The sequence below is a fragment of the Micropepsis pineolensis genome (assembly GCF_055392125.1).
Genome location: NZ_AP042408.1, coordinates 544,431 through 564,382 on the forward strand (window position 1 = coordinate 544,431; position 19,952 = coordinate 564,382).

Below are 19,952 nucleotides of genomic sequence, written 5' to 3' on the forward strand. Positions count from 1 at the left end.
GGGGCGTTTGGGCCGTGCAGAAGATGGATTTTGCATACGCTTCCCAATACACCAACGCCGCAAAAGCGGCTAGACTCGTATCTGGTTTGTGTAGATTCACTATTACCAAAGGTCGTCCATGTCTCATCCGTCCCTCGCCGGAGCCAAACGCGTTCTTCTTGTCGACGACGACACCATGCTCTCTGCCACGCTGGCTGAGCAGTTCGCCCAGGAAGGGGTTACGGCTCTAACGGCCCCGAATTGTGCCGAGGCTCGGCGCCTCGCTGAAGAGTCCGCCTTTGATTTTTACATATTCGATGTTGGTCTGCCCGATGGCGATGGCCGCTCGTTATGTAAATATATGCGGGAAAAAGGGGTCGCCAATCCGATCTTTTTGCTCACCGGTGCCGACAGTGACAGCGAAGAAATCGCCGGGCTGGAAGCCGGGGCCGACGATTACATCACCAAACCGTTCCGCTTTAATATTCTGATGGCCCGCATCGGGGCCCATTTGCGCAACCGCGACCGCAGCGAAGAAGCGGCTTACCGCATTGGCCCCTATACCTTCCGGCCCAGCGCCAAGATGCTGCTCGATGCCAAAGAACGCAAAATCCGCCTGACCGAGAAAGAAACCAATATTCTCAAGTTTCTCTATCGCAATGGCGGAACCGTGCCGCGCGAAACCCTGCTGCACGAGGTGTGGGGTTATAACCCCTCGGTCACCACCCATACGCTGGAAACCCATATTTATCGGCTACGGCAAAAAATTGAAACCAATCCGGGCGAAGCCCGCATCCTTATAACGGAGAGCGGTGGATACCGGCTTCTGTCCTAAGGCCTGCGGGCCAGGTGAAACCGGTGCCGTTGTTTCTATTTTGTTCGTGCTCCGGTGACGCATTGGCTGGTTGCAATTTTTAGGGCTATGCGCACACGACAAGGCGCCTATTGATTAGGTGCGTAGATGGGAATCGTGGAGGATCAATGCGCAATCGGGTGGGATTTCTGGTTTTATGTGGCGCCGGGCTGGCTTTATCGGCATTGCCGGCCTGCGCAGACAGCAACGACTGGGTGACGGAGCCGCATAAAAGCTTCGCGGTGAGGTCGCTGCAAATCGACGATCTTCAGGGCAATCTGGTGATCGGCGTGTCGGATGGCGGGCCGGTGCAGCTCGATATCAGTGGCGTGAAATGGATGGTCGATCGCCTTGTGGTCACAACACAAGGCGGTGTGCTGAAGATCAAGGATGCGCCCTCAAATCAGGTTTGGGACTGGCGCAACTGGTTCAACTTTCGTTCAAACCGCGCCGACAGCAAGAAACTCAATGTGCATCTGACTGTGCCACGTGGCATGGCGGTGCGGGTCGATGATTTCCATGGTTCGGCCAATATTGGTGACACCTATGGCCCGGTAAATCTGGGTATTTCCGGCAGCGGGGATGCCCGGCTGGGAAATGTTGCCAGCGCAGAGCTTCAGACCGCAGGTGGCGGAAAGATTCAGGCGGGTACGGTTGCAGGCAGTCTGCATGCCGAAATTGCAGGTAGTGGCCAGATCCGCACCGCCAATGCGGGGGCGGTGCATGCCGAAATCGCAGGATCTGGGGCGGTCACGGTGGCGGAAATTGCCACTCAGCTCCATGTCGAGATCGCGGGGTCGGGCGACTTCCGCTCGGCGTCGGTGCACGGGCCTGTCCATATCGAGATCTCGGGCTCGGGCTCTGCGAACATCGCCGATGGCGTTGCCGATCCGCTGCATGTCGAGATCATGGGTTCGGGGGATATCAATTTTGGTGGCATCGCGGTTGACCCCCATCTTGAAACCATGGGATCCGGTCGGGTGCATCTCAAAAGCTATCGCGGCGCGCTGCGCAAAGAAGGCCATATCGATCTGAAGGTCGGCGACTAAGCGGTCGCTGCCCGCCGGGTGCGTGACAGCAGGGGTGGCTTTGCCACCCCTCTTTTCTTGGCCCGGCATCCGCAATGCGTGACATTTTTTTGACACAATTTCGCCGTGCTTGGCGATTTTTTGCGGCAAAAAGGCCCGGCCCCCCTCTGCTTAAGGATGAAATGCAGGTTCAGCACGAAGAATGTTTGCATTAGACTGGGCAAATCTATCAGGATGCGCGCCGCCAGAGGCACAGCCTCGTGTGCGTCGGAAACTCAAAAAGAAACTCCAAAATAGCCAGATTTAGATGAGGATCGATATGGGAATGAAATTCTTGCGCGCAGTGGCGTTGGCAAGTTTGTCTGCTTTCACCATGGCCGCCTTCGTTGGGCATACCCCGACCTTTGCCGCGGAAAAGGATAAGGACAAGGCTGAAGGCCCCAAGATCAGCCGGGCTTTCTCGAAGCCGTTGCAGGAAGCCAACAAGGCGTTGCAGGTGAAGGATTGGGCCGCCGCCCTGACCGCGTTGAAGGGTGCCGAAGCGCTGACCGGTGCGACGGATTATGAAACCTGGGTTACGCATTACTATATGGCGCTGGCGTACTACAATTCAGGTGACAAGAAGTCGGCTGCCGATGCTATCGTGAAGGCTGTTGATGCCAAGGACGTTCCCGAACAGAATCATCAGGAAGCCTTAGGGCTGGCAATGTCGATCGTTTCGGAAACTCTGGAACCGGCCAAAGTCATTGAGTTCGCCAAGGCGCATCTGCCGGCCGACGCAAAGTTGAGCGAAGGTGTCGCCCACAACCTGGCTTATGCCTATTATCAGGTCAACGACTACAAGACCTCGAAAGAGTATGAGCTCAAGGCCCTTGACGCGGCCAAGGCTGTTGGCAAGACGCCGATCCGTTCGGAATACAAGCTGTTGCAGGTCAATCAGAGCCAGCTCAAGGACACCGCCGGTGTTATTGAAACTGGTGCCATCCTCGCCAGCCTTTATAATTCGACCGAAGACTGGGGTCAGTATATCGACCTGCAGACCGGTATGATCGGTACCAAGGGCGCCAAGAACAAGAATTTGGCCACCGCGGCGCTGTACCTCTACAAGCTGCGCGTTGTGGTCAACGCCGATTCCAAGGAAGTCGACTATCAGGATGCTGCCGATCTGGCCCTCAGCCAGAACCTGCCGAATGATGCGGTCACTGCGCTGGAAGCAGGGATCAAGAATGGCGCTGTAACGTCTGCCAAGGCAAAGGCTACGTTGGCCAAAGCCAAAAAGGCCGTTTCTGTTGACCTGCCGACCCTGACACCGGCTGATAAGGCGGCGGAAAAGTCGCCCAAGGCTGATCCGAATATCTCGGTTGCGGCCGGTTACCTCAGCTACAGCAAGTTCGATGATGCCGAACGTGTTGCCGACCGCGCCATTGCCAAGGGCGGTCCGCGCGTCAACGAGGCCTATCTGGTGAAGGGCGTTGCCGAAGCGCTGCAGGGTAAGCCGACCGCTGCCGACACGCTGGGCAAGGTCAAGGGCGATCAGGTTCTGGAAATCGCCGCCCGCAGCTGGACTGTCTATGCTACCCGCAAGACGACGGCCCCGGCGGCCCAGTAATCTGTGATCGATAAAGCTGGTTTGCTTTATCGGGATGGATAAAATCGTAAGATGCACCAGGGCTATCCCTGGTGCATTTTTTTGTGGGCGGCAAATACCCAAAACTCTGTCTTGTCAGAAATGGCGTGTTGGCCGATGATGGTAGCGCTTTCATCACCACCCGTGCTGCATGAGCGTCATGCCTCGGCCGTGGGATAATTTTTCGCAGACGGATTTTTGAATGCTCGGCAAATCGAAGAAGCAGAAGACCCAACCCAAGTCTGCGGCAACCATTTATGATGTCGCCAAATCTGCGGGGGTGTCGAAGACGACGGTTTCGCGTGTGGTCAACGACGAAGCTTCGGTGAGCCCCGAAACGCGCGAGCTGGTCAATAAAGCGATCAAAGCGCTGCGCTATACCCCGAACAAAGCGGCCCGCAGCCTGGCCAGCCAGACCGAGGCGCGGATTGGCCTGCTCTATAATAATCCGTCGGTGGCCTATTTCAGCGAACTGCTGATTGGCGCGCTGGAAAGCAGCAGCCGCCATGGTGCCCAGCTGGTGGTCGACAAATGTGAAGTAGGCAATACGACGGCCGCCCGCAAAGCAATCCAGAGCATGGTCGCCGGTGGTATCAATGGCATGTTGCTGACCGCTCCGCTGAGCCAGTCCACCGAGCTGATCCAGAGCCTGACAAAATCCGGTATTGCCATTGTCGGCGTTGCCACCGGGCGGTTCCGCAGCGATGTCAGCTGTGTTGGTATTGACGATTTCGCCGCCGCATACGAAATGGCCAAATATTTGCTGGAGGTTGGTCACCGTCGTATCGGCTTTATCAAGGGCCATCCCGGCCACACGTCGAGTAAGCAGCGCTATCTGGGTTTTCGCAGTGCCCTGCGCGATGCCAAAGTGGAAATTGGCGCGGATCTGGTGGCCCAGGGCTATAACAGCTATCGCTCTGGTCTTGAGACGGGGGACGCACTGTTATCGCTGGATGCCAGGCCGACGGCGATTTTCGCCGGCAATGACGATATGGCTTCGGCGGTGCTGTCAATTGCCCATCGCCGTGGCTTGAATGTTCCTGCCGATTTGTCTGTGGTCGGCTTCGACGACACCATCGCCGGTTCGGTGTGGCCGGAACTTACCACCATCCGGCAACCGATTTCTGAAATTGGTGCCAAAGCAATCGACGTTCTGATCCGGGATATCAGCACCACGCGTTCCGGCGGGCGGATTGTTCAGGAAAACATCCTGATCCCCCACAGTTTAATCCTGCGGGAATCTGTAACTTCCCCCAAGGGTTGAAACACCGTCCGTGTGCGGCATTGGCCTGCGCTTACCGTGTGCTTTTTGGGGCACCGTAAACAGCAAAGCCGCGCATCTGAGATATTTCTCTCATAAGTGTGCTTGACCCGGCGTCACAAACGGGCGGATGGTAGCGCTCCCAGATATAAGGGAGCGCTACCAATGATGGCGCATAATCATAAAAATAAAAAACAGGGAGATAGGAATGTACATAAGGAACCGCACCCTCGGCATCGGTCGCAAAGGATGTCTGGCTGCTGCGCTGCTGGCCAGTGCCGCGACGATGACTATGTTGTCGACCGCAGGCTTTGCCCAGGACGATACTATGGAAGTCGTCACGGTGACCGGCTACCGCGCCAGCCTGACCAGCGCGACCAATGCCAAAAAAGACTCGGTAAGTTTCTCGGAGTCGATATTCTCGGAAGATATCGGCAAATTTCCCGACACCAATATTGCAGAATCCTTCAATCGCATTCCCGGTGTTCATATCAACCGTGATGTTGATGGCGAGGGCGTAGCGATCTCGATCCGCGGTCTTGGTTCCAGCTTCACCAAAGTACTGCTCAACGGGGCTCCGGTTGCGATAGCATCCTCCGGCGCCAAGGGATCGCAGAACCAGAACCGTGAAGTTGACCTCAACATGTTTCCGACCGAGCTGTTCAGCCAGCTTTCGGTCGAGAAAACCCCGCGTGCCGATCAGGAAGAAGGCGGTATCGCTGGCGTGGTCAATATGCGCAGTGCGCGCCCCTTCGACCATCCCGGTCCGCAACTGACCTATAACCTACAGGGCAGTTATAATCAGAATGGCGGTTCCTACAGCCCGCATGGTACGCTGGTCGCCAGCGACACCTGGGGCAAATGGGGTCTGCTGGTCGGCGTTTCGACCGTCAGCAATAATTTCAAAACGACGGGGTACGAAACCGTCGGCTACACCACAACGTCCTTGTCCACAGCGCAGTGCGCCACCGGTGAAACCTGCAATACCATCGGGGGTAAAGGTATTAGCCTGCCGAGCACCGTGCCGACCACGGCGGCGGGGCTGACCGCGGGTGAAACCATTAATGCCGCCTGGATACAATCACACAATCCCGATGTAACGACGGCCGAGTATAGCAATGCGCTCATCCCGCGGATTGGCCGTACCATGCAGGAGGAGGGTAACCGCACACGCTTTAATGCGGTGACCAGCCTTGAATATCGTCCCAACGATAATTTGCAGTTCTATGCCGATGTCCAGTATGGCCGGGTGATTAATGCCTATGATGCCAATTATCTTGGGTTATGCGGCCGTAACTGCAAACTGATTACCGAGAATATGGAGACGGATACTAATGGTGTGGTGACCAGTGCCACCTTCACCAATGCTCAGTACATGCTGGAAGCAGCCGAATATCACGAGAAGCAGGATTTTATAGGCCTTAACCCAGGCATGTCGTGGCAGATTACCGACAAACTGCATTTCGATTTCAATGCTAATTATACCCGCAGCCACTTCTTCCGGGACCTGCCGGACTTCATGTTTGTCACCAATCCCAGTGCCGGGTTGACGGTGAATTATACCAACACGGGCGGGATTCCGACCTTCACCAATAATATCAGTCTGAACAACGCCAGCCTGTGGCAGTGGTCGAATAATTCGTCTGCGGCCGAGGGTAGTGCATCCGGTTTTCAGATCGGGCGGGCGTATATCCAACAGGAAAAACGCTATACCGCGACCAAGGGCCTGCACGGCTCGTTCACCTATGGCGGTGACGAGTTTAGTGTGAAGGTCGGTGGCGATTACGATGATACGCTGCGCTCGATCGAGGCGTTGGAAGCGACCAACTATTACCAGCAATCGGTTTGCGGTGGAAATTCCTCAAGTTGGGCGGCATCGCCCAACACGCAGCCAAGCTGCACCGGGCTGGACAATGTCTCGACCTATTCGTCCTATTATCCGTCCTACTATACGCAATCGAGCCTGCAGGGCTCTTCCGTCACCGCGTCAAGCGTTTCGGATTACATTGACTTCCACGGTAACAGTGCACCGACGATCAATATCAAAAAGCTGAAAGCCGCTACCAATTACAGCTATTACGAAAAACAGGCTTCCTTCGTCACGTCCTCCAGCACCGGCGCCAGCTCAGGCTCTGTGCAGGAAAAGACCAAGGGGTTCTTCCTCGAAGTCAATGGTAACGCTTATATCAACGATCACAGCCTGCGCTATAATGCCGGTATTCGCTGGATAGAAACCGATCAGGCGATTTCCGGGCCGGTGACCATCACCAATGCAGAGAACTCCTCTCTGTCCGACGGCTCCTATCTGCCCAACACCTATTATATGGCGATGACCAATACGGCCTATCAGGCCATTCTGCCATCCGTCAACGCGTCTTATGAAGTGTTTGACAGCCTGATTGTGCGCGTGGCGGCATCGCGCTCCATGACCCGGCCCAATCCCAGCTCGATGCTACCGGGGCTGACTTTCAGTGATCCGTCGGCGGCGGATGCCAGTATCGGCAATCCGAATCTGAAGCCCTATTTCTCGGATAACTTCGATATCGGTGCCGAATATTATACCGGTGGTGAAGGTTATATCGGCGCCATGGTGTTCGAAAAGCAGATGGAAGGCTTCACGGTCACCGGCTCATCAACCAAGCCGATCACCTATCTTGAGCAGTATGGCATTACATATGATCTGCTGACCACGACGCAGCAATCGGCCATCACCAATCGTGGTGGCTGGAACGACAACACGATGATTACGGTATCCCAGCAGGTCAATGCGCAAGGGCTGATGACCATCAAGGGGCTGGAGCTGACCTGGGTTCAGCCGCTCGATTTCCTGCTTGAACCTTATGGGCTGAAAGGTTTCGGCTATTCGGCCAACATCACCTTCCTCGATCAGAAAAGCACCGGGGCCGCGCCTGCGGTTGCGACCGATATTCCGCCTTACGCCTATAACGTCACCGGCTATTACGAAAGTGATGGCTTCATGGTGCGGCTGTCCTATGCCTTTACAGCGGGTTCGGCCCAGTCGAGCAATAATCAGAACAGCGTGACGGCGGCGCGGATTTATTCGGATGATTATGGCCAGATGGATTTATCGGCCAGCTACAAACTCTCCAAGCTTGTCGGCCGCGAGATTATGAGCGATCCGGAATTCACCTTCAGTGCTCAAAATGTCTTAGGTGAAAAGCAGCGCAGCTATTTCGAATATGAAAGCGCGCCCTATTCCATCTACAAGTCGGGCACCATCATCATGTTCGGCATTCACGGTACGTTCTGATCAAAAGATCCGGCGCTGTTTAAATGGCAGCGCCGGATACTGCCGTACCCGTAAAAGTGGTATATGGTTTTTATGGGCCGTTCCAAACGGTTTGCAAAAGAAGGCAAGGGGATCCGATGCCGAACGGGTTTGCGCTTTTTCGTTTTCCTTTCATCCTGATGGCTACCGTTTTCTTCTCCAGCGCCACTTTTGCGCAGGGCGGGCCGGTGGCTCCGGATTCTGCTCAGCCACGGCTGGTGCAAAATCACGGCAGCCATCAGCTTGTCGTCGATGGTGCGCCCTTTTTGATTTTGGGTGGCGAGCTGGAAAACTCCACCGCATCAGACCGCCGCTTCCTGGGACAATATTGGAATAAGCTTGCCGGGATGGGGTTCAACACCGTCATTGCTCCGGTATCGTGGGAATTGATTGAACCGCAGGAAGGCAAATTCGATTTTTCATCAGTGGATTTTCTGCTTGCCGATGCCCGCCAGCATCATATGCGTCTGGTGTTGTTATGGTTTGGCAGCTGGAAGAACAGCATGTCGAGCTATGCCCCGGCCTGGGTCAAGCGTGATCAAACCCGCTTTGCCCGCAGCCATGATGCCAATGGTGTGCCGCAGGAAATCTTAAGCCCGACCAGCGCCAACGCGCTGGCAGCCGACAGTGCAGCTTTTCGCGCCCTGATGGCGCATGTAAAATCGGCCGATGCCAAACAGCACAGTGTGGTGATGGTGCAGGTCGAAAATGAAGTCGGCATGCTGCCCGATGCCCGTGACCACAGCGCCGATGCCGATGCGGCCTTTGCTGCGCCGGTGCCCAGGGCGCTGACCGATTATCTTGCCGCCCATCTGGATACTCTGGCCCCGGCTTTAAAGACGGCGTGGCAAACCCACGGCTCTAAGGCGGGGGCATCCTGGGCCGATACTTTCGGTGTCGGGATAGAAACCGATGAAATCTTCAATGCCTGGTGCCAGGCGCTGTATACCGGCAAGGTAGCGGCGGCGGGTAAGGCGGTCTATGCACTGCCGATGTATGCCAACGCGGCGCTGATCCGCCCCGGTCGTAAGCCGGGGGAATATCCCAGTGGCGGACCGTTGCCCCATCTGTACGATGTGTGGCGCGCCGCTGCCCCGGCAATCGATATGCTGTCGCCGGATCTCTATTTCCCGAATTTCGTCGAATGGGCTGGCACGTATAGCCGCCCGGACAACCCGTTCTTCATTCCCGAAACCGGCCGGGTCAATGCCGAGGAAATGGCGGCCAACGCCTTCTATGCGTTTGGGGGGCTGAATGCGATTGGCTTTTCGCCCTATGCGCCGGAGTATTTTGGCGACAAGGATATCGCCTCGCTTGGCGCAGGTTATGGCGTGCTGCAGCAATTGGCACCGCTGATCCTGAAGGCGCAGGGTACCGGGAAAATGCTGGGCATTCGCGCCCCGACCAATTTCGACGGGGTAACCGATCTTGCCCCGCAAAACCTGTCCCTTGGCGGCTATCGTTTCAAAATTCTCAGCACCGAACCGCCGCCGACCTCGGTTGGCGCCAAACCGGCTGAAACCAAGCCGGGTGCCCATGGCGGCCTGATCATCCAGACCGGACCCGACGATTTTATCGTCGCTGGTACGGGGCTGATCTTCTATGCGGCGGTAAGCGGCGCCAGTCGGGATGTGGTGGGATTTGATCGTGTCGAGGAAGGGCGTTTCGTTGGCGGCATCTGGCAGGCCGGGCGGCGTCTCAATGGGGATCTGACCAATCAGGCCCGTTTTATCCGTCTGCCGGTCAATGAATTCGGCATTCTGCATGTCCGCCTTTACCGCTATCACTAGCGGCGGCGGAACGTCCGGCATTAAATCCCGCTTTCTACTTTCCGGCGAGCGGGCATCGCGGTATAAGACCGGAAAGAACAGAAACCGGTGTCATAACCATGCAACTCTCGCTTAAAACGCTTTCTGCCGTCAAATCTGGTGTCCTTGTGCCTGCCTATGACCGCGCTGCGGTTTCGGTCGGCGTGGTCCATTTCGGTCCCGGCGCGTTTCATCGTGGCCATCAGGCCTGTTACATCGATTCCTTGCTGGCCAAGGATCCGCGCTGGGGCATCTGCGAGGTGGAGCTGCGGCCCGGCGGCTCGGCCGAGGCGCTGCTGGCCCAGGATTGCCTCTACACCGTGGCCGAGCTGGAGGTACACCCTCAGTTCCGCATCGTCGGCTCGATCAAGGAATATCTTACCGTCGATGGCGGGCTGGAGCCGATTTTCGCCCGGCTGTGCGACCCAGCGGTCAAGCTGGTGACGATGACGGTGACGGAAAAGGGCTATTGCCTGGGTTCCGATGGCGGGCTTAACGCCGCCCATCCTGATATTATTCACGATCTTGCCAACCCTCAGGCCCCGGTCAGTCTGGTAGGCTGGATTGTGGAAGGTTTGCGCCGCCGCCGGGCCGCTGGTGTTGCCCCCTTCATCGCGATGAGCTGCGATAATGTCATGGGCAATGGCCATAAGCTGAAACGGGCGGTGCTCGATTATGCCGACGCGCTGGGGGATAAAGCCTTTGCCGCCTGGCTGGCCACCGCCGTGCGTTTTCCCTGCACCATGGTCGACAGTATCACCCCCGCCACCACCGACGAGGTGCGTCAGAAAGTGGCCGAGGGGATCGGCCTCGCCGACAGTGCCCCGGTCCAGCGCGAGCGGTTTCTGCAATGGGTGATCGAGGATGTGCTGGGCTCCGATGGGCCGGATTTTGCCTCGGTCGGCGCCGATGTCATTGATGATGTTGAAGCCTATGAACTGGCCAAGCTGCGTCTGCTCAATGGGGCCCATTCCACGCTGGCCTATGCCGGGCTGTTGCGCGGTGCGACCTCGGTCGAGGCTGCGATGAAAGACGGGCCCTTAAGTCAGTATGTCGAGGCCATGATGCGCGAGGATATTGTGCCGTCACTGCGCCCGGTGCCGGGGTTTGATACCGGGGCGTATATCTCGGCGTTGCTGGAGCGGTTCCGCAATCCGGCACTAACCCATCTGCTCATCCAGATTGCCTCGGATGGTTCGCAGAAGCTGCCCTACCGCGTGCTGGGCACCATTGTCGATAATCTGGCCGCGGGTCGCGGCGTTGGCCGCCTGGCGCTGCCGGTGGCGGCCTGGATGCGTTTTGTCGAACGTGAAGCCAAAGCCGGGCGCAGCTTCAATGATCCGCTGACGGAACAGCTTGTTGCGGTCGGCACATCCTGCACCGGCACGGCCGCCGAGGATCTGCCGCGCTTTTTTGCGCTTAATCACGTCTTTCCCGCCGCACTGATCGGCAATGCCGCGTTTATCGATGCGGTGTCGGCGGCCTATGCGGCACTTGCAGCGGGTAACCTCGCCTAACGGTGTGGTTACCCTTCATTACTCAGATCTTCCCCGGTCCAGCAGGACCGGGGATTTTTTTAGCGTTCGGTGCGTTTGACACGGGCCACGGTGCAGACCTGCGGCTCACCCTTTTCCGGTTTGGCTTCGATGGTTTCACCGACCGATACGCAGTTGGCGGCGCTGGGCATGCCGATCTTGTCGGTTGGTTTCAGCCCCATGCAACTGGTGGTGACCTGTAACGGGGCTTGGGTTTTGTCGTTGGCGTTTTGCAGCAGAAAAGTTTTTTCGTCTATGATTTTGGCATCGAAATGACCTTGCTGACCCAGATCGATGCAAAGCCGTTCGACACCTTGCGCCGGAAGAGCGGCAAGCACGATGGCTGCCAAGAAGATTTTGCGCACGGGGGCCTCCTCTGACGGTCGATATGACCGGCGGTTTCTGTTCTGAAGCTGCTTCAACGCACATGTAACGGGGCGACGGCGGAGAATCCGTCGCAGGAAAATAGTAGCGCGTCTATGGGACGCCGTTCCGGAAATTGCGTTTTAACCTTTACCGCAAGGTACCTGGTGCGTAGGGGAAATTCAGTTTCTTATAATACTCAAGGTGATGGGCGGGTGCTGCGACACCGGCGGGCAGCGGGTGCTGCGAGATTGATTGGAAATAAGCGATCGAAGCATCACGCCACCATTGCGCTTCGTGGGCTTGTATCGTCAAAAAAGCACGTGTTTTAGCGAACCGTTCGTCATCAACAAAAGGCTGCATCGTCGCCCAGCTTTGGCCCATGGCGGTGGCTTGCTGCACACCCCGGTCATACTGAAACACAAGTTCGGCCCATACGGTGCGACCGGAGTGGAGTTTTTCATCCCAGCCGACATGATGAAACCACAACAGATATTTCTCATCGATCTGATGGCGGTCGGCAAAACGTGCTGCAACAGTGGGGGCATATTGTGCCACTGCATTGCTGCCGGTGATCGTGCGGTCGACCCCGATACCGTTTGCGTCGGCACGATGATAATAGACCGGGTTCCAGTCGGCCCGACCAGCATTATCAACCCAGGGGGCCGGGCCATAATGGTGAGCCGTGCCCATCAGATGGGCCAGCCCCAGCGGGGTCATATAGGCCACCGCCGCCTCGCGCGAGGCCATCATTATAGTGCGGACCGGGGTGACAAAATGCGGGTCCGGGGTAAAGGTTTCTGCCGCCCATTCGGTAGCGATCTGGTTGCTGGTCATGTCCGGGTTCCAGGCCAGCCTGCCGAAGGCATACCAGTTGGCCTGACTGAAGATCGAACCGCACCAGTCGCGATCGGTACCAATATTGGCCACCCCGGCAATGGTGCTGTGCGGACCACTGATAATTTTTGCAATCGTGCTGCCGGGGCCGCGGGTCTCGGTGTCGGCCTGCAAAGCTTCCTCAAACAGTGGGCCGAGATAGATCAGATGGGTAGCAAAGCCGAGATATTCTTTGGTGATCTGCAGCTCCAGCCCAAGATGGGTTTTCGGCATCGAGCCGAATAGCGGGCTGAACGGTTCGCGCGGCTGAAAATCCAGCGGACCATTCTTGATCTGGATCACCACATTGTCGCGGAACTGGCCATCCAGCGGGGTGAATTCTCGCGCCGCCTGCATCACCCGGTCCACCTTGGGATCGCTGGCATAGACAAAGGCGCGCCACATCACGATGCCGCCATGGGGGGCCAGTGCATCGGCCAGCATGTTGGCACCATCGGCATGACTGCGGCCGTAATCCTGTGGGCCGGGTTCACCTTCGGAGTTGGCCTTGATCAGGAAGCCGCCAAAATCGGGGATGTGGCGATAGATTTCGTCCGTTTTAGCCTGCCACCAGGCTTTGACGGCGGGGTCGGCCGGATCCGCGGTTTTCAGGCCACCCAGATGAATGGGGGCGCTGAACCGGGCGGTCAGATAAACCTTGATGCCATAGGGGCGGAAAATCTTCGCCAGCGCGGCGACCTTGTCCAGATAATCGGGGGTGAGGATTTCCGCCTGGGCGTTGACGTTATTGAGCACCACCCCATTGATACCGACCGAGGCATTGGCGCGGGCGTAATCGGTATAGCGCGGGTCGGCATAGTCGGGCAGCTTGGGCCAGTCCCAGATTGAGAAACCGGCATAACCGCGCTCGACCGTGCGGTCGAGATTGTCCCAGTGGTCCAGTATCCGGTTGTGGATTTTGGGCGCGTCGACAAGCGCCAGATGATCGACCGGCTGGCGTGTCTGCACCCGCCGCAGATAGTGGAAGGCACCATACAGCGCCCCGATATCACTGCCGCCGGCGATCACCGTAACGGCATGGCCGTCCAGTCTGGTGCTGCGGATGACAAAGGCTTCCGGCCCGAGATTTTCCTGATTCAGATGCAGGTCCGCCAGTTCGGGGGCATCGGCCCGGCCGATCAGCAGCGCGCCATCGTGAAGATCGCGGGCGGTTTTCACCGGGCGGCCCAACATGCCGCCTAACCCCCGCTGCAGCTCCGTCACCGCGGCATTCAGGCTGGGGCTGTGGTCCAGCGGGGTGATCTGGCGTACGGGATAATGGGCGGCCTCGGTCTTGGTCATGGTGGGATAGCGCAGCCACAGATCATAGCCATCCTCACCAAAGGCGGGGCTGATCGGGATCAACAGCAAAAGACACAGCACCAGATCGGGCAATTTGCGCATAACGGTATCCACACCCTGTTCATTGCCGCCGTCCCTGTCGGCGCCGGATTTTCAGAGAATTACGACGCTCTGAAAACCCAATATTTTCTCACATGGGAGCGGTCACAATAAAGTCGGCGAATACGTAAGTCAAAGCCCGGCGCGCATGATCGGGCCGGGCTTTTTTTTACGTAAGAAGAGTATTTTTAAACTGAACGCAGTTCCAGCGGCAGGCACACCGTATCGATGGCGATACTTTCACCCGTCACCTGCAGCACCAGTGCGGCCGTCAGATCAAGTCCCTGCGGGGTGCCGGTCATGTCCCAGCCGCTGCCCAGCGCAAACGCGGCGCGCAGCACGCCCATATGGGCAATCGCCACGGCCGTGCTGCCTTCGTGTGCCACATCAAGCAGGAAGGATTTGACCCGCGCCACCAGCTCGAAATTGGCTTCCCCCTCGGGGGGGCGAAAAGCCAGGCCGATCCCGGCTTTGTCGAAGCAATCCTCGCCATAGCGGGTGCGCATTTCGGCGCGCGACAGTCCTTCCCAGATACCCCAATTCTGCTCACGCAGGCGGGCGTCCAGCGTGGGGTGCAGCCCGAGGATTTCGGCGGTCTGGCGGGCGCGTTTTTGCGGGCTGGCAAAGGCGCGTGCGGTATCGAACGGGGCAGGGATGCGCCTGGCGGCCAAAATGGCGCGGCCTTCGGCGGACAGATCGGTTTCAATCGATCCCTGTACCCGCCCTTGAGCATTCCATTCGGTTCTGCCGTGACGGATTAAAGCAATACGCACTGGGTGTCCTATAGTTTCAGTTCGACGGCCACCGGCACATGGTCCGAAGCCTTGGTGTTGCCGCGCATGTCGCGGAAAATCTTCTGGGCGCTTAAGGAGGCTTTCAGGGCGGGGGAGACCCAGACATGGTCCAGCCTGCGGCCGCGGTCCGATGTGTTCCAGTCGGCGGCGCGATAGCTCCACCAGGAATATATTTTCTGGGTGTCCGGCACGAAGTGGCGCGTGGCATCGGTAAAATCAAACGCTGCCTGAATTTCCAGCAGGGTGCGGGTTTCCACCGGGGTGTGGCTGACCACATTGAGGAGTTGTTTATGGCTCCAGACGTCGTTTTCCAGCGGCGCAATATTCAGATCGCCTACCAGCACGGCTGATGCACTGGCCCGGTCTTTGCGCCCGGCAAAATAGGCCTTCATGCGGGCCAGAAAATCGAGCTTGTGGGCGAATTTGGGGTTTAGTTCCTTGTCCGGCACATCGCCACCGGCTGGGACATAGAAATTGTGCAGCTCGACGCCATTTTCAAAATGCGCCACCAGATGGCGGGCATGGCCCTCGCGGCAGAAATCGAGGCTTTCACTTTTGACAATCGGCAGGCGCGACAGGATCGCCACCCCGTTATAAGCCTTCTGACCATGAACCGCCTGATGGACATAGCCCAGATCGCGAAACGGCGCGGCCGGGAACAGTTCGTTCGCCACCTTGATTTCCTGTAAACAGAAAACGTCCGGTTGTTCCTGCTGTAAGAACTGCAGCGCCTGATCGATACGCAGGCGGACCGAATTGATATTCCAGGTGGCGATTTTCATGCAGATCCTTTTCGGGGCTGGGTGGTTTATGGGCTGAGTTCGGCGGGTGTCGGATATAGCGGCCAGCGGGCTCGCGCGGTGCAGTCGAGGGCATCGAAGCGGTCCAGTGCGGTATGCTCGACCCCGGCCCAGGCGATCATGGCGCCGTTGTCGGTGCACAGGGCGGGCGGGGGAACCTCGAGATGGAAGCCGTGGCGGGTCGCCACTGCGCTGAGCGCGGCGCGGATCGCCCCATTGGCCGCCACCCCACCGGCAATGACAAAGGCGGGGGCGTCAGCGTCGGGAAAATCGCGGGCGAACATCGCCATGGCCCGTTCGGTCCGTTCGGTCAGAATATCGATCACGGCGCTCTGGAACGACGCGGCCATATCGGCTAGCACCACCGGGCCGTTCAGGATCTGCTGGCGGACGGCGGTCTTCAGGCCGGAGAAAGAGAAATCCGCCCCCGCGCGGCCATGCATCGGCCGGGGCAGGGCGTAAGCCTTGGGATTACCCTCGCGGGCCAGGGTTTCAATGCGTGGGCCACCGGGATAAGGCAGGTGGAGCAGCTTGGCGACCTTGTCGAAGGCTTCGCCCGCGGCATCATCGATGGTGGTACCATAGAGGGTGAAATCGCCCACCCCGCGTGCCGCCAGCAACTGGCAATGCCCCCCCGAAATCAGCAGCAGCAGGAAGGGGAACTTCACCCCGCTGCTCATTCGTGCGCACAATCCGTGCGCCTCCAGATGGTTGATGGCGATCAGTGGCTTACCGGCGGCCAGTGCCAGCGCCTTGGCGCTGATCAGCCCCACCATGACCCCGCCGATCAGGCCGGGCCCGGCTGTGGCGGCAATGGCATCAACATCACTTAAACCGATACCGGCCGTTTCCAGGGCGCGGGCGATGATGCCGTCCAGCGCCTCGACATGGGCGCGTGCGGCGATCTCGGGCACCACGCCGCCATAGGGCCGGTGTTCCTCCAGCTGGCTGAATACGATATTAGCCAGTATTTCGCCGGGTCCGGGCGGGGTGCCGCGAACAATTGCAGCGGCGGTTTCATCGCAGCTTGTTTCCAGCCCCAGAACGGTCCATTCACGCAATTCTTTATGTCCATGATACGCTTTCACCGGGATTCGAATAGACCAATGATGGCCGACACTCCACCCCTTCCTTTGAAGGCCCCTTTACGGCTGGGCACGCGTGGCTCGCGCCTGGCGCTGGTGCAAGCCGGGATTGCCGCCCGGGCAGTGGCCGAGACCGCCGGCAGGCCTTGCGAGATCGTTACGGTTAAGACGAGTGGCGACCGGATTCGTAAGCCTTTGGCGGAGTTTGGCGGCAAAGGCCTGTTCGTCAAAGAGCTCGAAGAAGCCCTTCTGGAGGGCACCATCGATTTTGCCGTCCATTCGCTGAAAGACCTGCCCGCACAGTTGCCTGATGGGCTTGGACTGATCGCGGTGCTGGAACGAAAATCCCCTTTTGACACAATGGTTTTACCCCAGGGTGTCGCCACACTGAAAAATGCCCCCCATATCGGCACCTGTTCGGTGCGCCGTGCCGCCCAGATCGCCCGGTCCTTAAAAGGTGCGTCCGTTTCCCCCTTACGCGGCAATGTCGATACCCGGCTGGGCAAACTGGATGGCGGGGAATTTGATGGGCTGTTGTTGTCGGCGGCGGGGCTCGACCGGTTGGGGCTGGCGGATCGTGTTGGTCAGATCATGGATGGGGAAGGCTGGATGCCCGCGCTGGCGCAGGGGGCCATCGGACTGGAAGCGCGGCTGGACAATGAAATCGCGGTTGCCGCGCTGGCGGCGGTCGATCATGCCCCGTCAGCGCTGTGCGTAACGGCCGAGCGGGCGTTTCAGGCCGGTCTTGGTGGTTCCTGCCATTCACCGATTGCCGGTCTGGCGCAGATCGACGGTGACATGTTGCGCTTTGCTGGCGAGGTCATTGCTCCGGACGGTTCCGATCAGATCGGGACCCGGTTCGCCATGCCGCTGGGGGCAGATTATGCCCGCAACAAAGCGGCCATTGCCGAACTGGGTTTTGAAATGGGGGCATCGTTGCGGCCTCAGGCGGCACAATGGCTCTAAAGCGGTTCCTCGTCACGCGGCCGCTGGCCCAAAGCGAAAGCTTTGCCGCAGATTTGCGGGCGCGTGGCTTCGAAGCGCTGATTGCCCCCTTAATGACGGTGCAGTTTTTTGATCCCGCTCCACCCGTGGCTGATTACGATGGAATTCTGATTACCAGCGCCAATGGCGCGGCGGCGCTGGCGCGGATCTGGCGGGGGCGCGATGTGCCGGTGCTGGCGGTGGGGCCGCAGACCGCAGACGCGCTTCGGGCGGCGGGCTTTACCGCCGTGACCTCTGCCGATGGCGATGCCGGGGCGCTGGCTCATTGTGTGTCTGCCAGGGTGGCGCCGGGGAGCCGGCTGCTGCATGTCACCGGCCGGGGTGGCAAGCCGTTATCGGTGCCGGGTTATGGTGTTGAACGGCTCGACGCCTATGACATGGTGGCGACCGGGGGGTTAAGCGACGAGGCGACACAGGCGTTACGCAGCGGTGCGCTGGAAGGGGTGTTCTGTTTTTCCCCGGCCAGTGCTGCGCTGTTCCGGGATGTGGTCATCGCGGGGGGCTTGCGTGCGCCGTGTGCAGATATTGGCGCCTATTGCATCAGCGCGGCTGCGGCAAAAATGCTCAAGCCCCTACAGCTTGCCTATTTTCGCATCTCTGACCAACCCAATCGTGCCGCATTACTCGCCACACTGCCATCTTCGCAAGCAGGATAGTTTTTCTTCATTACAAGCTGCTTGACGGCACCAAACGTTCCTCGTTCAATTTATCCGCTAGATACGAGGCGACTTTGCTGCTGGACCGAATGACAACAGAACCTGCCCAGGCACCTGTAGAGATAAAATCGGCGGCACGGCCGGGATGCGACGCGCCCTTTACCCATTACGAGCTGGGCGCCGCCTATGACGAGATGTTCACCCCCGACGGCCAGCCGCGCCCCCATTACCACGCGCTTTATGCGGCGCTTAGTACGCTGCCGTCCGAGGAACTCTATCGTCGTCAGCAGGCCTGCGAGCAGACCTTTCTGCATCAGGGCATTACCTTCACGGTCTATAGTGATAAAAACAAAGCGACCGAGCGGATTATTCCCACCGATCTTATTCCGCGCATTATTACAGCGGCGGAATGGAGCATGCTGGAAGCCGGTCTGAGCCAGCGCATCCTGGCGCTCAACATGTTCCTCAAGGATATTTATCATGAGGGCCGTGTGCTCAAAGACGGCGTGGTCCCGCGTGGAATGATTTACGGCTCGCGGCATTATCGCCGTGAGATGCGCGGTCTTGCCGTGCCCCACGATGCTTATGTCAATGTTTGCGGTACCGATCTGATCCGCTGTGAGAATGGCCGCTTTGCCGTACTGGAGGATAATTTACGCGTTCCCTCCGGCGTGTCCTATATGCTGGCGGCGCGCGATGTGGTGCGCCGGGCCTTTCCCGACACCTTCCGCAGTCTGAAAGTCCGGCCGATCGAGCAATATTCGAGCGAACTTCTGGCCACCTTACGTTCGCTGGTGCCGTTTCAGGATGATGTCTCGATTGCGGTGCTGACGCCGGGGGTGTTCAACTCGGCCTTTTTCGAACATGCTTTCCTTGCCCGCCAGATGGGCATTGAACTGGTCGAAGGCCGGGATCTTCTGGTCAACGATAATGTCGTTTATGCCCGCACAACATCCGGTTTAAAACGCATCGATGTGATCTATCGCCGGATCGACGACGACTATATTGATCCGCTGATCTTCCGCGAGGATTCCTCGCTTGGTGTGCCGGGATTGTTTAATGCCTATCGCGCAGGCAATGTCGTGATCGCCAATGCGCTTGGTACCGGCGTGGCCGATGACAAAGCGGTCTATACCTATGTACCGCGGCTGATCCGCTATTATCTGTCGGAAGAACCCATCCTCGATCAGATCGAGACCTTCCGCTGCCGCGAAGAAAAAGCCTTATCGCATGTGCTGGCCAATCTCGACACGCTGGTGGTCAAGGCGGTCGGCGAATCTGGTGGTTATGGCATGCTGGTCGGCCCCCACGCCACCCAGGCCGAGCGGGCGGATTTTGGTGAACGCATCAAAGCCAATCCGGACAATTATATCGCCCAGCCGACGATCCAGTTATCCTCGGCCCCGACCTTTGCCAATGGCGGCATTGAAGCCCGCCACATCGATCTGCGCCCCTTTATTCTGCATGGCAGCAAGACGCGGCTGGTGCCGGGGGCGTTTACCCGCGTGGCGCTGAAGCGCGGCTCGCTGGTGGTCAATTCCAGTCAGGGTGGCGGCTCCAAAGACACCTGGGTTTTAGGGGAGTAACGCACC

Annotated in this window: 15 protein-coding genes; 10 read left to right on the top strand and 5 right to left on the bottom strand. The window is 58.4% G+C overall.

Translation table 11 applies throughout. The features are described 5' to 3' along the window. Window positions 1-118: 118 nt before the first annotated feature. The 7 genes from ACZ5RI_RS02585 to ACZ5RI_RS02615 all read left to right on the top strand — a co-directional run bounded on the left by ACZ5RI_RS02585 (window position 119) and on the right by ACZ5RI_RS02615 (window position 11,362). Window positions 119-814 carry a response regulator transcription factor gene (locus ACZ5RI_RS02585; RefSeq protein ID WP_464514547.1) on the top strand — a complete coding sequence of 232 codons (696 nt, stop codon included), beginning with the start codon at window positions 119-121 and terminating at the stop codon, window positions 812-814. A gap of 146 nt (window positions 815-960) precedes the next feature. Further along, complete coding sequence (locus ACZ5RI_RS02590; RefSeq protein ID WP_464514548.1) at window positions 961-1,881, top strand: GIN domain-containing protein; 921 nt, start codon at window positions 961-963, stop codon at window positions 1,879-1,881. A 298-nt stretch (window positions 1,882-2,179) separates the two neighbouring features. After that, entirely contained in the window at window positions 2,180-3,469 is a 1,290-nt protein-coding gene (locus ACZ5RI_RS02595) for a hypothetical protein (RefSeq protein WP_464514549.1), read from the top strand. A gap of 220 nt (window positions 3,470-3,689) precedes the next feature. After that, entirely contained in the window at window positions 3,690-4,751 is a 1,062-nt protein-coding gene (locus ACZ5RI_RS02600; RefSeq protein WP_464514550.1) for a LacI family DNA-binding transcriptional regulator, read from the top strand. 205 nt (window positions 4,752-4,956) lie between these two features. Next, on the top strand, window positions 4,957-8,019 hold the full coding sequence (locus ACZ5RI_RS02605; RefSeq protein WP_464514551.1) for a TonB-dependent receptor: 3,063 nt from the start codon (window positions 4,957-4,959) through the stop codon (window positions 8,017-8,019). Between the two features lie 116 nt (window positions 8,020-8,135). Next, window positions 8,136-9,827, top strand: coding sequence for a GH35 family beta-galactosidase (locus ACZ5RI_RS02610; RefSeq protein WP_464514552.1), 1,692 nt, complete (start codon window positions 8,136-8,138; stop codon window positions 9,825-9,827). 98 nt (window positions 9,828-9,925) lie between these two features. Beyond that, a complete protein-coding gene (locus ACZ5RI_RS02615; protein ID WP_464514553.1) occupies window positions 9,926-11,362 on the top strand; it encodes a mannitol dehydrogenase family protein in 1,437 nt (478 codons plus the stop codon). A 59-nt stretch (window positions 11,363-11,421) separates the two neighbouring features. Here the strand turns inward: ACZ5RI_RS02615 and ACZ5RI_RS02620 are convergent, their stop codons facing one another. The 5 genes from ACZ5RI_RS02620 to tsaD form a co-directional block, all read right to left on the bottom strand. Further along, window positions 11,422-11,745 (bottom strand): hypothetical protein, encoded by a 324-nt coding sequence (locus ACZ5RI_RS02620; RefSeq protein ID WP_464514554.1) that lies wholly within the window; start codon window positions 11,743-11,745, stop codon window positions 11,422-11,424. A gap of 148 nt (window positions 11,746-11,893) precedes the next feature. Next, window positions 11,894-14,023, bottom strand: coding sequence for an alpha-glucuronidase family glycosyl hydrolase (locus ACZ5RI_RS02625; RefSeq protein WP_464514555.1), 2,130 nt, complete (start codon window positions 14,021-14,023; stop codon window positions 11,894-11,896). Window positions 14,024-14,208: 185 nt separating this feature from the next. Further along, window positions 14,209-14,793 carry a histidine phosphatase family protein gene (locus tag ACZ5RI_RS02630; RefSeq protein WP_464514556.1) on the bottom strand — a complete coding sequence of 195 codons (585 nt, stop codon included), beginning with the start codon at window positions 14,791-14,793 and terminating at the stop codon, window positions 14,209-14,211. 8 nt (window positions 14,794-14,801) lie between these two features. Then, the gene (gene xth, locus ACZ5RI_RS02635) at window positions 14,802-15,602 is read right to left on the bottom strand and encodes an exodeoxyribonuclease III (RefSeq protein WP_464515536.1); all 801 of its coding nucleotides are present in this window, start codon (window positions 15,600-15,602) and stop codon (window positions 14,802-14,804) included. Between the two features lie 20 nt (window positions 15,603-15,622). Beyond that, window positions 15,623-16,675, bottom strand: coding sequence for a tRNA (adenosine(37)-N6)-threonylcarbamoyltransferase complex transferase subunit TsaD (tsaD, locus tag ACZ5RI_RS02640; protein WP_464514557.1), 1,053 nt, complete (start codon window positions 16,673-16,675; stop codon window positions 15,623-15,625). Window positions 16,676-16,720: 45 nt separating this feature from the next. Between tsaD and hemC the strand changes: the two genes are divergently transcribed. The 3 genes from hemC to ACZ5RI_RS02655 all read left to right on the top strand — a co-directional run bounded on the left by hemC (window position 16,721) and on the right by ACZ5RI_RS02655 (window position 19,946). Then, window positions 16,721-17,665 carry a hydroxymethylbilane synthase gene (gene hemC, locus ACZ5RI_RS02645; RefSeq protein ID WP_464514558.1) on the top strand — a complete coding sequence of 315 codons (945 nt, stop codon included), beginning with the start codon at window positions 16,721-16,723 and terminating at the stop codon, window positions 17,663-17,665. Continuing rightward, on the top strand, window positions 17,656-18,360 hold the full coding sequence (locus ACZ5RI_RS02650; protein ID WP_464514559.1) for a uroporphyrinogen-III synthase: 705 nt from the start codon (window positions 17,656-17,658) through the stop codon (window positions 18,358-18,360). The genes hemC and ACZ5RI_RS02650 overlap by 10 nt, the downstream gene beginning before the upstream one ends. Before the next feature lie 89 nt (window positions 18,361-18,449). Beyond that, the gene (locus ACZ5RI_RS02655) at window positions 18,450-19,946 is read left to right on the top strand and encodes a circularly permuted type 2 ATP-grasp protein (protein ID WP_464514560.1); all 1,497 of its coding nucleotides are present in this window, start codon (window positions 18,450-18,452) and stop codon (window positions 19,944-19,946) included. Window positions 19,947-19,952: the final 6 nt, after the last annotated feature.

Excerpts from the sequence above, each read along its gene's own strand:
- ACZ5RI_RS02595 (WP_464514549.1), top strand. The coding sequence starts at position 2,180 with ATGGGAATGAAATTCTTGCGCGCAGTGGCGTTGGCAAGTTTGTCTGCT.
- ACZ5RI_RS02590 (WP_464514548.1), top strand. The coding sequence starts at position 961 with ATGCGCAATCGGGTGGGATTTCTGGTTTTATGTGGCGCCGGGCTGGCT.
- ACZ5RI_RS02600 (WP_464514550.1), top strand. The coding sequence starts at position 3,690 with ATGCTCGGCAAATCGAAGAAGCAGAAGACCCAACCCAAGTCTGCGGCA.
- ACZ5RI_RS02655 (WP_464514560.1), top strand. The coding sequence starts at position 18,450 with ATGACAACAGAACCTGCCCAGGCACCTGTAGAGATAAAATCGGCGGCA.
- ACZ5RI_RS02585 (WP_464514547.1), top strand. The coding sequence starts at position 119 with ATGTCTCATCCGTCCCTCGCCGGAGCCAAACGCGTTCTTCTTGTCGAC.
- ACZ5RI_RS02615 (WP_464514553.1), top strand. The coding sequence starts at position 9,926 with ATGCAACTCTCGCTTAAAACGCTTTCTGCCGTCAAATCTGGTGTCCTT.
- ACZ5RI_RS02650 (WP_464514559.1), top strand. The coding sequence starts at position 17,656 with ATGGCTCTAAAGCGGTTCCTCGTCACGCGGCCGCTGGCCCAAAGCGAA.
- ACZ5RI_RS02610 (WP_464514552.1), top strand. The coding sequence starts at position 8,136 with ATGCCGAACGGGTTTGCGCTTTTTCGTTTTCCTTTCATCCTGATGGCT.
- hemC (WP_464514558.1), top strand. The coding sequence starts at position 16,721 with ATGATGGCCGACACTCCACCCCTTCCTTTGAAGGCCCCTTTACGGCTG.
- ACZ5RI_RS02625 (WP_464514555.1), bottom strand. The coding sequence starts at position 14,023 with ATGCGCAAATTGCCCGATCTGGTGCTGTGTCTTTTGCTGTTGATCCCG.
- ACZ5RI_RS02605 (WP_464514551.1), top strand. The coding sequence starts at position 4,957 with ATGTACATAAGGAACCGCACCCTCGGCATCGGTCGCAAAGGATGTCTG.